The organism is Streptococcus oralis subsp. oralis (assembly GCF_002096445.1).
GTDB lineage: Bacteria > Bacillota > Bacilli > Lactobacillales > Streptococcaceae > Streptococcus > Streptococcus oralis_N.
This window is the reverse complement of sequence record NZ_NCUK01000013.1, coordinates 520325-533925: the sequence shown is the minus strand read 5'-3', so window position 1 is coordinate 533925 and position 13601 is coordinate 520325. Positions and strand designations below refer to the sequence as shown.

Sequence of the window (13601 nt, the reverse complement as noted above, 5' to 3'; positions counted from 1 at the left end):
AAAACAGCTGAAAAATCTTTTCAACTGCTTATTTATTTTCAAAATAGTCTTCCTTAGTCAAGACATAATGAACTCTTGTGATAATTCGACCTGGTTCTTTATTATCCATTTTGGCATAGGGTTCTTCGTGGGAAAAACGCATACCTGATTTCTCCATGACCTTTCCTGATGCGGGATTGTCTTTATCGTGAAGAGCTGTCAACTTGTTCATTCCAATCTTCTCAAAAGCCAGCTCAATCACGGAACGATTGGCTTCTGTCGTCAATCCTTGATTCCAATACTTTTGGTTGATAATGTAACCAATAGCTGCTTTTTTGAGAATGTGGTCAATCTTGAGCAAATCAATGGTTCCAATAAACTGACCATTGCTTTTTAGCTCGATCCCCCAGCGGCCCAAGGGATTAGCCAAGTAAAACTGAGCAATGTTATTCTTAGTTTCTTCTAAGCTTTGATTTGTTGGAAAAGTGTAGCGTGTATTTTCTCTGTCTGAAGCATACTCAAACATGGCTTCTGCATCGTCCAAGGTTACAGGTCGGAGCAATAAACGCTCCGTTTCTATTGATGGATACTGGGCAAATTTCACAAATATTGATTCCATACTTTTCCCTCCATTAGAGCTTGATTCTCACTAGTCTAGCATAAATAAATTTGGATGACAAGTTTTTCTTGATTTTTGAAGCGGTTTCATATACAATAAAACCATCACATTTTTGATTTATGAACTGGAATGTGACAACCAAAACAAGACCGTCAATTGAAAGGTAGGTTATCTCTATGTTAATCGGAATTCCAAAAGAAATTAAAAATAATGAAAACCGTGTTGCCCTCACTCCTGCTGGCGTCCACAGTTTAGTCAGTCGTGGACATCGTGTCCTCATCGAAACAAATGCTGGTCTCGGTTCAGGATTTACTGATGCAGACTATCAAAAGCAAGGAGCTGAGATTGTCGCTACTGCTGCTGAAGCCTGGGCTGCCGAGTTGGTCGTGAAAGTAAAAGAACCACTAGCTTCTGAATATGGTTATTTGCGCGACGATCTTCTTCTCTTCACCTACTTGCACATGGCCGCTGCTCCAGAATTAGCAGATGCTATGCTAGCAGCAAAAACAACAGGAGTTGCCTATGAAACTGTTCGTGACAATCAAGGACAACTACCGCTCCTCGTTCCTATGAGTGAGGTTGCAGGTCGTATGGCGGTACAAATCGGAGCTCACTTCCTTACCAAACAAGCTGGTGGCTCTGGTGTCCTACTAGGTGGTGTGCCGGGTGTTCCAAAAGGAAAAGTAACCATCATCGGTGGTGGTGTCGTCGGTACACATGCTGCACGCATCGCCCTTGGACTTGGTGCTCAAGTGACTATTTTAGATATCAGTGCCAAACGTCTCTCAGTGCTAGAGGAAGTCTTTGGAAACCAAATTCAAACTCTTATGTCTAATTCATTCAACATCGAAGCAAGTGTGAGAGATGCTGATGTGGTGATTGGTGCAGTTCTCATCCCTGGTGCCAAAGCACCGAAATTGGTGACAGATGAGATGGTCAAACAAATGCGTCCAGGCTCTGTCATCGTTGACGTAGCCGTTGACCAAGGTGGCGTTATCGAGACAGCTGACCGTGTGACCACGCACGATGAGCCTGTTTATGAAAAACACGGTGTTCTCCACTATGCCGTTGCCAATATCCCTGGTGCGGTTGCTCGCACTTCAACCATCGCCCTAACCAATGTCACTCTTCCTTATATCGAAGCTTTGGCTGGCAAAGGATTCGCACAAGCAATTGCTGAAGATGAGGGCTTGCGTCAAGGTGTGACCACTTATCAAGGTTACTTGACCAGCCTCCCAGTTGCTCAAGGGCTCGATAAAGATCATACGTCTATCGACGAACTTCTTTAAAGCTAGACACTCATTAAAAAAAGCAGTTCACATCTGAACTGCTTTTTTGCTATTCTGTTTCTTGGTTCTTTTCTTCAACCTTAACTGGAGCTGGTTCATAAGCTCGGATAATCTGAGCGACAACTGGATGGCGAACCACATCCTTGGCTGAAAAATGAACAAAGTCAATTTGGTGAATGTTCTTGAGCTTTTCTTGGGCATCAATCAAACCGGACTTGACGTTACGCGGAAGATCAATCTGACTGATATCTCCATTGACAATCATCTTAGAATTAAAACCTAAACGCGTCAAGAACATCTTCATTTGCATGATAGTCGTATTTTGTGCCTCATCGAGAATGACAAAAGCATCGTCCAAGGTCCGTCCACGCATATAGGCAAGGGGCGCGATTTCGATAATTTCACGCTCCATGAGACGGGTGGTCTGGTCTTTGCCGAGAATCTGATACAAGGCATCATAAACAGGTCGAAGATAAGGATCCACCTTCTCCTTGAGATCACCCGGAAGGAAACCTAGACTCTCACCTGCTTCCACTGCTGGACGAGTAAGGATAATCCGCTTGACCTGCCCACGTTTAAGGGCTGTCACTGCCAAGGTCACTGCAAGAAAGGTCTTCCCAGTTCCTGCAGGTCCGATTCCAAAGGTCACATCATGCTGTTTGACACTGTCCACATAAAGTTTTTGACCCAAGGTTTTGACACGGATCGGTTTCCCAGTATTGTCCTTGATGATTTCTTCTTCGTAAAGGGCGACAAACTTGTCGATTTCATCGTTTTTGACCATGCTAATCGCAGTCACCACATCTGGCGTGCCAACCGTCATTCCTCGATTCACCAAGACCATCAAAGCCTGGATAACCTGACGGGCTTCCTCACAGGCAGACTCTTCTCCGATAACCTGGACAATTTCCGTACGGGCATGAATCACCACATCGAGCTCTTCTTCCATCAAACGAAGATGGCGCTCATTGGAACCAAAAAGATGAAACAAGTCATCTGGATGACTCAGTTGAATGTCTATTGAATGTTCCTTCAAATAAAGAACCTCTCTAATCCGTTTATTTCTTTTTATTATAGCAAAGAGAACAATAAAATACTAGCCTCATCTCATTGTCTCTAGTGTTCTAAGTATTCTTGCCAAATGGCGTCAAAGTCACCAAGGTTAAAAGAGAAACTGGCATGTTCCTCCAAAAAGCGACTCACCTCATCAAAATCATCTGTGTGTTTTGGGAAGGCTGACTCTTCAAAAGCGAGGTCTGCCAAGATAGCTTTGGAACTGTTACTTTTAGGATTGCGCTCGGTCATGAGCCAAGTGTAAAATGATTTTCTCAATTCTTTCTCCTATCAAAACTTTTTTGATGAAACTTTTCTGATTCTTGAAAATTACTGGACTTAGCCTCTGACACATAGTGGTTTATAAAATCTGTTTTCGCATCTGTATAGGCGTCTCGATTGTGTTCAAATTTTTTCCACAAACTTAGTTTTAATTCCTGATACGCTTGGGCAATATCTGGATGCTGGCAGAGATAATCTCTAAAATAAATCTCGTCATGATCTCCCGCCATTCGCAAATGTAAATGAAAAACTTTCTCAGCAAATCCCTGCTCTGTATATCCTTTATTTAGCGAAATCCTGTTAGGACTTTCCGACATCACTAGCCAACCATTCTTCACCAATAAATCCCTAACTCTTGCTAAATCCTCTATTCTACCTACTTCTAACAGAATATCAACGATATTTTTGGCCCAAATATTAGGGATAGCAGTGCTACCGATATGTTCTATTCTTTTAATAACATTTGCACCCAATATTTTTTTCAGACTTGTTTTTTCCGATTCATACCAGTCTTTCCACTCTGACTTGTGCTCTACTAGAAAAATAGGAAAAAGTTGCCAGAGCTCCTCTAAACTCATTTCTTCAAGTTTCTTTTTCATGTCTGTAAGACCTAAATCAACTCTGTCCCAAACTGGTCTTGCTTGATTTTGCCAGCCTTCATCAAGCCACCGAGTGCTTTCTTGAACTGACCTTTAGAGATACCAAAGGTTGCCTTGATATCCTCAGGAGACGACTTATCATTCAAGGTCATGAAACCGCCATTGCTTTCCAAGTAGGTCAAAATCATCTGGGCATCATTTTCCAACATCTCAAAAGAACGTGGTTTGAGGGATAGGTTCAAGGTGCGGTCCACTTCACGGAAACCGATGACACGCGCATCTAACACTTGCCCCAAACGTGGCTCTGCGTAGCGCTCACTTGGGTGAATGAAACCAAGCATGTTATTCTCTGGCAGATAGACAAAGGTCCCTGACAGCTTAAGACGGTATACAATGGCTGGCCAGTTTTGGTTCTGCATGTTGTTGTAGGCAGGACGAGCCAGACGTTGAAAGTCTTCCTGATACGCCAAAAGTCCCCAGATTCGGTCTTTCTTGTCCACTTCAAGACGGATGTAGAGTTTATCCCCCTTCTTAGGCCAGAGTTCCTTGAGCTCAGGGAGGATATCAAGTGACACAACGATTTCCTTATCAGGTAGACCAGTATCGACAAAGACACCCAAGTCCTTACGAACTTCTGTTACGGTTCCCCAACCAAATTGGTCCTGAGTGGAAGTCACTTCTAAGGTTGTCAGACGGAGTTTTTGCTTCATATCCGTGTAGGCAAAACCTTTGACCGTATCACCTACCGTATGTTGACCTTCTTCCTTGGCAAGAGCATAGGTCTGACCATCCTTTTGCACAAAGTAAAAACGGTCATTTTCATCGATGATGAGTCCAACGATAAAACTTGCAAGATTTGTATTCATATTTCCTTCTTTCGAATAAAACTCAGCCAGCAATGCCAACTGAGTTTTTCTGTTTATTTTTAGACTTCCAAGATTTCTTTTTCTTTATTGGCGGTCATGTCGTCGATGTGTTTCACAGCGTCGTCTGTTACTTTTTGAATATCTTTTTCAAGAGTCTTCAATTCGTCTTCAGTGATTTCTTTTGCTTTTTCTTGTTTTTTAGCTTCATCCATAGCATCACGGCGGATATTGCGGACAGCCACTTTAGCATTTTCACCGACCTTCTTCACTTCTTTAGCAAGGTCACGACGAGTCTCTTCTGTAAGAGCAGGGATAACCAAGCGGATCACAGAACCGTCATTAGCTGGTGTAATACCAAGATCAGAAGCGTTCAAGGCACGTTCGATGTCTTTCAATGAAGACTTGTCAAATGGTGTTACCAACAAGACACGCGCTTCTGGAATGGTAATTGAAGCGATTTGGTTAAGAGGAGTTTCGACTCCATAGTATTCTACGTGGATACGATCTAGTAAGCTTGCATTGGCACGACCGGCACGGATACCACCAAATTCACGAGCAAGTGATTGGTGAGACTGGGTCATTCTCTCTTTAGCTTTTTCTACAATTGCATTAACCATAATTTTCTTATTCCTTTTCTTCGATATTATTTGAAACTGTTGTTCCGATATTTTCACCAAATACGACACGTTTGATGTTGCCTGGTTGGTTCATGTTGAAGACAACCAAGTCAATGTCGTTGTCCATAGAGAGGGTTGAAGCTGTTGAGTCCATGATACGAAGACCTTTATTGATAACGTCACGGTGGGTCAATTCTTCAAACTTAACGGCTGTCTTGTCTTTCTTAGGATCGGCATTGTAAACACCATCGACACCGTTTTTAGCCATAAGGATGGCATCCGCTTCGATTTCAGCTGCACGAAGAGCCGCTGTTGTATCTGTTGAGAAGTAAGGTGAACCAATTCCGGCACCAAAGATAACGATACGACCCTTTTCAAGGTGACGAAGGGCACGTCCACGTACGTAAGGTTCTGCAACTTGTTGCATAGCAATGGCGGTTTGCACACGCGTATCGACACCAACTTGTTGCAATGAATCTGCCATTACAAGAGCATTCATCACGGTCCCAAGCATTCCAGTGTAATCTGCCTGAACACGGTCCATTCCTGCTTCTGCAGCAGGTTCTCCACGCCAGAGATTTCCTCCACCAATAACAAGGGCAATTTCGATACCTAAGCTATGAACTTCTTGAATCTCTTTTGCGATTGTTTGAACTGTTTGGATATCAATCCCTACGCCACGTTCACCGGCAAGGGCCTCACCTGATAACTTGATTAAAATACGTTTATACTTGGGGTTCGCCATTTTTACTCTCCTTTTTTTATCCTACCTATTTTATCACAATTTCTAAGATTTTTATAGTATCATGAGCAATTCTTTGAAAAAAATTAGACAGTTAAAAATTCCTCTAAATCAGTAAGAGCACGCTCTGCAATTTTTTCATAACGAGCTTTTTTATCACGGATACGCTCGCCTTCCAATTCCTTGATAATCCCAAAATTGACATTCATTGGTTGGAAATGTTTGCTGTCCGCATGAGTGATGTAATGAGCTAGACTTCCGATCGCTGTGGTCTCTGGGAAGATAGCTTCACTTTCACCCTTGAAGAGTCGAGCCGCGTTAATACCTGCAACTAATCCTGAAGCTGCTGACTCAACATAGCCTTCCACACCCGTCATTTGACCAGCAAAGAAGAGGTTGGGCTGTTTCTTAGAACGATAGGTTTGCTCGAGAAGATTTGGTGAATCCATATAAGAATTGCGGTGCATGACCCCATAGCGAACAAACTCCGCATTTTCAAGACCTGGAATCATTTGGAAGACACGCTTTTGTTCTCCCCATTTGAGGTGGGTCTGAAAACCAACAATATTGTATAGGCTACCAGCTGCATTATCCTGACGAAGTTGCACAACCGCATAAGGTGTTTTAAATTCTCCATCACGAGGGCCTGTGTAGTCATCTGGATACTCCAGACCAACTGGTTTCATAGGGCCATAAAGCATGGTTTTAATGCCACGTTTTGCTATGACTTCGATTGGCATACAACCTTCAAAGTACTTTTCTTTTTCAAACGAATTGAGCGGTGCTTCTTCCGCATTGACCAAGGCTTCATAGAAATCCATAAACTCTTGTTTGGTCATAGGAGCATTGAGATAGGCTGCTTCTCCCTTATCATAACGAGACTTGAGATAGACCTTGCTCATATCGATGGTGTTAACGTCGATAATCGGCGCCGCCGCATCGTAGAAATAGAATCCATCCCCATCATTAAGGGCATGAATCTTTTCAGCTAGGGCATCACTAGTCAAAGGACCAGTAGCGACAACTGTAATAACGTCAGTTGGCAATTCTGTCATTTCATCACGCACCACTTCAATCAAAGGGTGGTTGGCCACTTTTTCAGTCACCATTTGAGAGAAACCATCGCGGTCCACCGCAAGGGCTCCACCAGCAGGAACACGTGTAGCTTCAGCAGATTCCAAGATAACAGATCCCAAGCGACGCATTTCTTCCTTGAGAAGACCCACTGCATTGGTCAAAGCATCCCCACGTAAGGAATTGGAACAAACCAACTCAGCAAAATTGTCTGTTTTGTGCTGAGGTGTTGACTTGACACCACGCATTTCATAGAGTTTAACTGGAATACCACGTTCTGCGATTTGGTAAGCTGCTTCAGACCCTGCCAAACCTGCTCCGATAACATTGATATAAGATTGAGACACGACACTAATACCTCTTTGGGTGGAACCTAAGTTCATATCAAAACAAGCTACTAGACTGTTTGACACCCACAAATCTTTCTAAATTCATACTTGGTCCATTATACCAAAAAACTAAGTAAAAAGACAGACAGGAGAATTCCTGAATGTCTTTCAAAAATTATTCTTTATTGAAACTGAATATCTTCCAACCCAGTTTTCTTTCATATTTTATACTAAAACGTACTTCAGTATTCTTAGGTAATTTTTCAATTTCAACTATTTGAGCAAGTACGTATTGAAAATCAGAATCAGTCCAATTGTCAATATCCTCATCAGTTAATTGAAGGTTTTGTTTTCGTACCTCTTTTATATCAATGTCTATGTCAATACCAAAGGTAGAACGATTGTCAGCAACCCTTTTCAAAAGTAGATCACGATTACGAACAAGCGTCTCTTCATCAAGATTGTTGACTCTACTTGGGTCTAGGTCCTCAATTAAGGGAGTAAGTTCTTCTATATCCGTTTTCAAAATTGCTTCTCTTTTATCTCTCTCTTCAAGACGGGCTTTAGGATTGCCGCTATATTCTTCTTTCGGTTTCAAAGAATAATAGGAGTCAAAGGAGTCCAATTCAACTGAGTTTTTAATATAAAGCTTCCTAATTGCATCATCGCTTAAATATGTTGAAGTCAAGCTACCACTTTGAAGTAATATATTATAAGCTTCCCCAAGTCGGTCATAGTTGTCATCATTAGAAACATACTCCATTTCTAAACGGTAGACTGTTTTCTTGGAAAAATCAAAGAATTTTTTCTTTTCAACTTCTTTAAGCCTCGGATTGTATTTAAGGACTGGAGTGCTCTCAACATAATCTTTTTCAAAATCCACATAAACATCAACAAATTTCTTATTTCCTTTAATGTAAATTGGAGATCCCTGATAACCAAAGGTATCAGCTGTCGAGTATCCTTCTGCTTCTAACCCTGCAGCTTCTACTACAGAACGAATGTTTGAAATAGCTGTTTTAGCTAAATCACGATCGACTCTGTTGTTACATGCAGACAACATAAATAATGTGAGAATAGGAAACAGTAAACCAACTACCTTCTTAATCACTTTGCTTTTCATTTCCCCTCCAAATAAGCATTCGTAGCAAAATACTAATGATTGCTATATTCACTTCGGGAAGAAGGAAAACTTCCCTGTTTAGTCATTTTCTTGATCTTCTTCCCAATCGTGGTAGGCAGCGTAGAGCTGACTCTTATTCCACTGGTAGAGTTTTGCAACTTCCTTTATGGCTTGATTTTTCTTCATGCCTTGCTGGATACGAGATTGGATTTCTGAAAACAAGTCCTCCTCGTCCTTTTCTTCCACATCCTGACTGGCGCCTTCAACGATGAGAAGGCATTCACCCTTGAGTGGCGTTTCAGCAATACTTTCTAGTAGCTCTGAAATCTTTCCTCGTTGGTATTCTTCATAAATCTTGGTCAGTTCTCTGACCAAGACTACCGAGCGGTCACCGTAAACTTCTAGCATATTTTCTAACGTATCCGCTACACGGTGGGGGGATTCATAGAAAATCTGAGTTTCTGGGTAATCTTTTTTTAAGTCGAAAAATTGCTTTTGCTGGCCTGATTTTCTCGGTAAGAAACCGTAAAAGATATGTGGCTGTGGCGCTAGGCCACTGGCAATCAAGGCCGAAATCCCTGCAGAGGCACCTGGAACGGTAACAACTGCGATTTCTTCCTCAATAGCTGCCTTGACCAAATCATGACCAGGGTCCGAGATACTAGGCAGACCCGCATCGGATACCTGAGCAATACTTTGTCCCGCTTTCAAGAAACCAATCAAATCAGGAATTTTTTCCTTGGCATTGTGCTCATGAAAACTAATCTGCTTAGTAGAAATGTCAAAATGCTTGAGCAAAAGCCCCGTGTTACGGGTGTCCTCAGCTGCAATCCAGTCCACCTCTTTCAAGGTCTGAATGGCACGAAAGGTCATATCGTCTAGATTGCCAATCGGCGTTGCTACTAGGTAAAGCTTGCCATAGGGAGATTGTCCCTTAAAACTTTTTTGAATCTGCATGCTTACTCCCTGTACAACAACTCATCACAGAACATACATTCCTCGTCCTGCTCTCGGCGTTGGCCGTAAAAATCATTACATACGTGAAACCCGTCTTTATAGATCCGGCGGACGCTTTCACGAACATGCTTGGCCTTAACGGGTGTATCTGCTTCCACCTCGCCTAAGCGTTCGCGCAACTTACTATTTTCCAAGCGAAGAGCTGTATTTTCCTCTACCAGGCTCTTGAGATTTTTCTTGATGGCTTCCACATCGGCCAAGGTCACCAATAACTGTTGAGAAAAATCGTCTAGCGCATCAAATAATTCTTTTTTGTCCATAAACCAGCCCTTTCCTTTCTTTATCCTTCATTTTGAGTTTATATTTCTTTCAAGACCAGATATTCCAAGGCATTTTGAAAACTGACATTAGCCTGCCACATTTTTCTAGCTTCTAGCAAATCTTGTAAAATCTGTCGAATCCTTGCTTGCAAGAGGTCCTGTCCACAGAGCACTTCGAGGATTCGCAAGACCTGATCTTGTTTTTCCTTGTCATCTGCCAAGCTGGCTAATTTAGCAACTTGGAGATAACTTTCTTTTTTCTTAGCTAATAACCAGGTCAGCAGGCGTTCACTCTCATCCACCAAGGTCCAAAAACTTGCCTGGTTTGCCAACTTTTCAGCTTCAGCTCGTGATTGACAAAACTGGGCTAAGAAAGTCGCTTTTTTCTTGACAAGCCCCATTTGTTCTAGGAGCAAGATGAGCTTCTCTTCCTGCTTCTTAAAGTGGAAAATCTGTGTCCGACTACGGATAGTCGGTAATATCTTTTCCTCATCGCTGGTCAAGAAGAAAATGTAAACTTCACTCTGGGGTTCTTCGATGACCTTGAGCAGAGAATTAGCCGCGTTGGGGTGCATTTTCTCCGCATGTTCGATAATAAAAACTTGTTGCTGACTTTCAATCCCTGCTTGGGAAAACTGACCCACTAATTCTCGAATCCGTTCTGTCTTGATGACCTGATTGACTGGCTTAATCAAGGTAACATCGGGAAATTCTTCCTGTTCAATCAGCTTGCAGTTTCGGCATTTCTCACATGGTAAAACGCCTACTTTATCCGTACAAAAGAGGCTCTTAGCCAAAAACTGCGCCATTTCCAAGCTTCCAAAGAATCCCGAAAAGAGATATGCATGATTGAGCTGGTCTTGTTCTAGGATACGGACAAAGCGGTCAAACTGGTCGGGCTGCCAAGCCTTTAGTTGATCTTGTTTCATCTTGTCAAGCCCATTCTGTCAAACAAGACAGCCTTGGTCGTTTCCACAACTTGCTCCAAAGGAAGACTCGCATCAATCTTAACAATGCGATTTCCTTCTTTGTCCAGAAGAGAAAGATAACCTTGACGGACTTTCTTGTGCAAGTCCAAGCCTTCCAAGTCCAAACGATTGACCTCGCGATCACTATTGGCAGCAATGCGAGCCAGCCCTTCTTCCACCTCAATGTCAAAATAGAGGGTCAAATCGGGTTTAAGGCCATCTGTCGCAAACTGATTGAGCCAATCAATGGCATCAATATCCAAGCCACGGCCAAATCCCTGATAAGCAACAGAACTATCAATGAAGCGGTCCATAATGACCAACTTGCCAGCTTCAAGTGCTGGGAGAACTTTTTCCACCAAGTGCTGTCTGCGACTGGCGATATAGAGAAGGAGTTCTGTTTTAGGATCCATCTGCGTATGACTTGGATCCAAAATCACTTCCCGAATCTTCTCTCCAATCAAGACTCCGCCAGGTTCACGGGTCGTCAACACTTTTACTCCTTTTTCCTCTAAAATTGGGAGTAGAGCCTCTAAAACACTGGTCTTTCCTGCTCCCTCTGGTCCCTCAAGAGAGACTAAAAATCCTTTTGACATGTCTAACTCATTTCTTTTTTTCTACCTTCTATTCTATCAAAAAAATAGATTTTTGTGACAATCTTTTTGCGTCTTCTCCATTCAATCGACCATAAAAGAGGCTGGGAGTCATCCAACCTCTTATTTACCTAATTCTTGTGTTCGTTTGTAGGCTTGATGAACTGCGTCCATGACTGTGCCTCTAAAGGCATGTTCTTCCAGACTTGCTACACCAGCGATAGTCGAACCACCTGGACTGCAAACTTGGTCTTTCAAGACCGCAGGATGTTGCTGGCTTTCCAGAACCATTTGTCCAGCTCCAACTACTGTTTGAGCCGCCATTTTCAAAGCCGTTTCTCGTGGCAATCCTGACTGAACACCTGCATCTGCCAAAGCCTCGATAAAGAGGTAGACAAAGGCTGGCCCACAACCTGCAAGACCTGTCGCCGCATCGATTAAGCCATCTCCCAGCTCAACCAAAAGACCCGCATTGGATAAAAGCTGACAAAAGAGCTCCCTGTCTTCAGCACGACAGTTTGCTGACATGGCATAACTAATCACTCCTTGGCTGATAGCCACTGGAGTATTGGGCATGATGCGAATGATCCGGTGTTGACTTGGGATAAGACTCGCTAGTTTTTCCAAGGTCAATCCAGCTGCCATGGAAATCAAAAGAAGACTTTCTCGTTTTTCAAGGATGGTCTGATATTGAGAAAGCAAGTCTGAGAACTGAGCAGGCTTAACTCCTAGAAAAATCACATCTGCTTCTGCGAAGATTTCGTCATTGCTGGAAGCCTGACCACCGAAGTTGGCGATAAAATCATCTACTTTTGCCTGACTACGATTGGCAAGGAGAATCTGAGCACCCATCTTGGCCTGCACAACAGCCTTAGCCAAGCTAGCTCCCATATTCCCCAAACCGATAAATCCAATCTTCATCTCTTACTCCCTTATCTGTCCGTTACCAGTAACCACATACTTGTAGCTGGTCAACTCTTTCAAGCCCATTGGCCCACGCGCGTGCAGTTTCTGAGTAGAAATGCCCATCTCACATCCAAGACCAAATTGCCCACCATCAGTGAAACGCGTTGAGGCATTGACATACACCGCGGCAGAGTCCACTTGATCTGTATAGTAAGCTGCAGCTTCAGCATTTTCCGTCACAATGGCATCCGAATGATGGGTACTGTGGGCTTCAATATGCGCAACCGCTTCTTCTAAACTACTCACGACCTTAACCGCTAGAATATAATCTAAAAACTCGGTGTCAAAGTCTTGGGCCTCAGCTACTCGACCTGAAACAAACTGACTTGCTTGGCTATCCAAGCGGAATTGAATTGGTTCCAGTCCAGCTTCTTTCCGACTTGTAACCAGAACTTGCTCCAAGCGAGGAAGGAAGCTTGCTGCCTTGTCTTCATGAACCAGCAAGACCTCCATAGCATTGCAGACAGAAGGACGACTGGTTTTAGCATTGTTGATGATAGACAGAGCCTTGTCTTCATCGGAATCCTTATCCACATAGACATGGACAATTCCAGTTCCTGTCTCGATAACAGGCACGATAGCATTTTCAACCACTGCATTAATCAAGCCAGCCCCTCCACGAGGAATGAGAAGGTCTAGATAGCCCTTGGCCTTCATCATAGCATAGCTACTTTCACGGCTAGTATCTTCCACCAGTTGAATCACCTCTGGATGAATGGTAGTCGTCTCCAAGCCCTTCTTTAAGGCTGTGACAATAGCATGAGCTGTTTGATAGGCATCCTTGCCACTACGAAGAACAACCGCATTTCCACTTTTGAGAGCCAAAGCAGCTGCATCAGACGTCACATTTGGACGACTTTCGTAGATAATCCCAATAACCCCCATGGCCACACGCTTCTTAGTAATAACCAAGCCATTTTCAAGCTGATTGGTTTCTAAAACTTCACCAATAGGATCTGGTAAAGCAACCACTTCACGAATCCCTCTTGCCATCGCTTCTATACGTCCCTCATCCAAATAAAGACGGTCTAGCATAACATCTGAGATTTTCCCCTTGGCCGCTGCCATATCGAGGGCATTTGCCACTAAAATCTCCTCAGTAGCTGCCAATAAATAATCAGCCATGGCTAGCAAGGCTTGGTTTTTCACTACTTCACAAGCAGTATTGATTGATTTCTTAACAGCCTGTACCTGTTCGAATTGTTCTTGTGTACTTACCATCGTT

Annotated in this window: 16 protein-coding genes; 1 reads left to right on the top strand and 15 read right to left on the bottom strand. The window is 43.0% G+C overall.

The window, feature by feature from the left end; genetic code table 11:
* Positions 1 to 28: 28 nt before the first annotated feature.
* Positions 29 to 598, bottom strand: coding sequence for a GNAT family N-acetyltransferase (locus B7721_RS05965; protein WP_084878036.1), 570 nt, complete (start codon positions 596 to 598; stop codon positions 29 to 31).
* A 176-nt stretch (positions 599 to 774) separates the two neighbouring features.
* Here B7721_RS05965 and ald point away from each other — a divergent pair, with 176 nt between their 5' ends.
* Positions 775 to 1887, top strand: a complete 1113-nt coding sequence (gene ald, locus B7721_RS05960; RefSeq protein WP_084878035.1) for an alanine dehydrogenase — start codon at positions 775 to 777, stop codon at positions 1885 to 1887.
* A 49-nt stretch (positions 1888 to 1936) separates the two neighbouring features.
* Here the strand turns inward: ald and B7721_RS05955 are convergent, their stop codons facing one another.
* The 14 genes from B7721_RS05955 to B7721_RS05890 form a co-directional block, all read right to left on the bottom strand.
* Complete coding sequence (locus tag B7721_RS05955; protein ID WP_000658168.1) at positions 1937 to 2923, bottom strand: PhoH family protein; 987 nt, start codon at positions 2921 to 2923, stop codon at positions 1937 to 1939.
* Between the two features lie 80 nt (positions 2924 to 3003).
* Complete coding sequence (locus tag B7721_RS05950) at positions 3004 to 3219, bottom strand: YozE family protein (protein ID WP_001232091.1); 216 nt, start codon at positions 3217 to 3219, stop codon at positions 3004 to 3006.
* A complete protein-coding gene (locus B7721_RS05945) occupies positions 3216 to 3821 on the bottom strand; it encodes a GrpB family protein (RefSeq protein ID WP_084878033.1) in 606 nt (201 codons plus the stop codon). The genes B7721_RS05950 and B7721_RS05945 overlap by 4 nt, the downstream gene beginning before the upstream one ends.
* Before the next feature lie 11 nt (positions 3822 to 3832).
* Positions 3833 to 4687: an RNA-binding virulence regulatory protein CvfB gene (gene cvfB, locus B7721_RS05940; RefSeq protein ID WP_084878031.1), complete on the bottom strand. Its 855-nt coding sequence runs from the start codon at positions 4685 to 4687 to the stop codon at positions 3833 to 3835.
* A 59-nt stretch (positions 4688 to 4746) separates the two neighbouring features.
* Entirely contained in the window at positions 4747 to 5304 is a 558-nt protein-coding gene (frr, locus tag B7721_RS05935; protein WP_084878030.1) for a ribosome recycling factor, read from the bottom strand.
* A 7-nt stretch (positions 5305 to 5311) separates the two neighbouring features.
* Complete coding sequence (gene pyrH / locus B7721_RS05930; RefSeq protein WP_000002996.1) at positions 5312 to 6049, bottom strand: UMP kinase; 738 nt, start codon at positions 6047 to 6049, stop codon at positions 5312 to 5314.
* Between the two features lie 83 nt (positions 6050 to 6132).
* On the bottom strand, positions 6133 to 7467 hold the full coding sequence (gene trmFO, locus B7721_RS05925; RefSeq protein ID WP_162283479.1) for a methylenetetrahydrofolate--tRNA-(uracil(54)-C(5))-methyltransferase (FADH(2)-oxidizing) TrmFO: 1335 nt from the start codon (positions 7465 to 7467) through the stop codon (positions 6133 to 6135).
* Positions 7468 to 7624: 157 nt separating this feature from the next.
* The gene (locus B7721_RS05920) at positions 7625 to 8572 is read right to left on the bottom strand and encodes a hypothetical protein (RefSeq protein WP_239823802.1); all 948 of its coding nucleotides are present in this window, start codon (positions 8570 to 8572) and stop codon (positions 7625 to 7627) included.
* A gap of 78 nt (positions 8573 to 8650) precedes the next feature.
* Positions 8651 to 9529, bottom strand: coding sequence for a 16S rRNA (cytidine(1402)-2'-O)-methyltransferase (gene rsmI / locus B7721_RS05915; protein ID WP_084878028.1), 879 nt, complete (start codon positions 9527 to 9529; stop codon positions 8651 to 8653).
* Between the two features lie 2 nt (positions 9530 to 9531).
* The gene (gene yabA / locus B7721_RS05910; RefSeq protein ID WP_000358229.1) at positions 9532 to 9849 is read right to left on the bottom strand and encodes a DNA replication initiation control protein YabA; all 318 of its coding nucleotides are present in this window, start codon (positions 9847 to 9849) and stop codon (positions 9532 to 9534) included.
* Between the two features lie 38 nt (positions 9850 to 9887).
* On the bottom strand, positions 9888 to 10778 hold the full coding sequence (locus B7721_RS05905) for a DNA polymerase III subunit delta' (protein ID WP_084878027.1): 891 nt from the start codon (positions 10776 to 10778) through the stop codon (positions 9888 to 9890).
* Entirely contained in the window at positions 10775 to 11413 is a 639-nt protein-coding gene (gene tmk, locus B7721_RS05900; protein ID WP_084878025.1) for a dTMP kinase, read from the bottom strand. The genes B7721_RS05905 and tmk overlap by 4 nt, the downstream gene beginning before the upstream one ends.
* A gap of 120 nt (positions 11414 to 11533) precedes the next feature.
* Positions 11534 to 12331, bottom strand: a complete 798-nt coding sequence (gene proC, locus B7721_RS05895; RefSeq protein ID WP_084878023.1) for a pyrroline-5-carboxylate reductase — start codon at positions 12329 to 12331, stop codon at positions 11534 to 11536.
* A 3-nt stretch (positions 12332 to 12334) separates the two neighbouring features.
* Positions 12335 to 13597, bottom strand: coding sequence for a glutamate-5-semialdehyde dehydrogenase (locus B7721_RS05890; RefSeq protein ID WP_084878021.1), 1263 nt, complete (start codon positions 13595 to 13597; stop codon positions 12335 to 12337).
* Positions 13598 to 13601 lie beyond the last annotated feature (4 nt).

What these genes read in the sequence shown, in the direction of transcription:
- tmk (WP_084878025.1), bottom strand. Translation starts at nt 11,413, where the DNA reads ATGTCAAAAGGATTTTTAGTCTCTCTTGAGGGACCAGAGGGAGCAGGA.
- B7721_RS05905 (WP_084878027.1), bottom strand. Translation starts at nt 10,778, where the DNA reads ATGAAACAAGATCAACTAAAGGCTTGGCAGCCCGACCAGTTTGACCGC.
- frr (WP_084878030.1), bottom strand. Translation starts at nt 5,304, where the DNA reads ATGGTTAATGCAATTGTAGAAAAAGCTAAAGAGAGAATGACCCAGTCT.
- pyrH (WP_000002996.1), bottom strand. Translation starts at nt 6,049, where the DNA reads ATGGCGAACCCCAAGTATAAACGTATTTTAATCAAGTTATCAGGTGAG.
- B7721_RS05945 (WP_084878033.1), bottom strand. Translation starts at nt 3,821, where the DNA reads ATGAAAAAGAAACTTGAAGAAATGAGTTTAGAGGAGCTCTGGCAACTT.
- rsmI (WP_084878028.1), bottom strand. Translation starts at nt 9,529, where the DNA reads ATGCAGATTCAAAAAAGTTTTAAGGGACAATCTCCCTATGGCAAGCTT.
- B7721_RS05890 (WP_084878021.1), bottom strand. Translation starts at nt 13,597, where the DNA reads ATGGTAAGTACACAAGAACAATTCGAACAGGTACAGGCTGTTAAGAAA.
- B7721_RS05920 (WP_239823802.1), bottom strand. Translation starts at nt 8,572, where the DNA reads ATGAAAAGCAAAGTGATTAAGAAGGTAGTTGGTTTACTGTTTCCTATT.
- yabA (WP_000358229.1), bottom strand. Translation starts at nt 9,849, where the DNA reads ATGGACAAAAAAGAATTATTTGATGCGCTAGACGATTTTTCTCAACAG.
- cvfB (WP_084878031.1), bottom strand. Translation starts at nt 4,687, where the DNA reads ATGAATACAAATCTTGCAAGTTTTATCGTTGGACTCATCATCGATGAA.
- proC (WP_084878023.1), bottom strand. Translation starts at nt 12,331, where the DNA reads ATGAAGATTGGATTTATCGGTTTGGGGAATATGGGAGCTAGCTTGGCT.
- B7721_RS05965 (WP_084878036.1), bottom strand. Translation starts at nt 598, where the DNA reads ATGGAATCAATATTTGTGAAATTTGCCCAGTATCCATCAATAGAAACG.
- ald (WP_084878035.1), top strand. Translation starts at nt 775, where the DNA reads ATGTTAATCGGAATTCCAAAAGAAATTAAAAATAATGAAAACCGTGTT.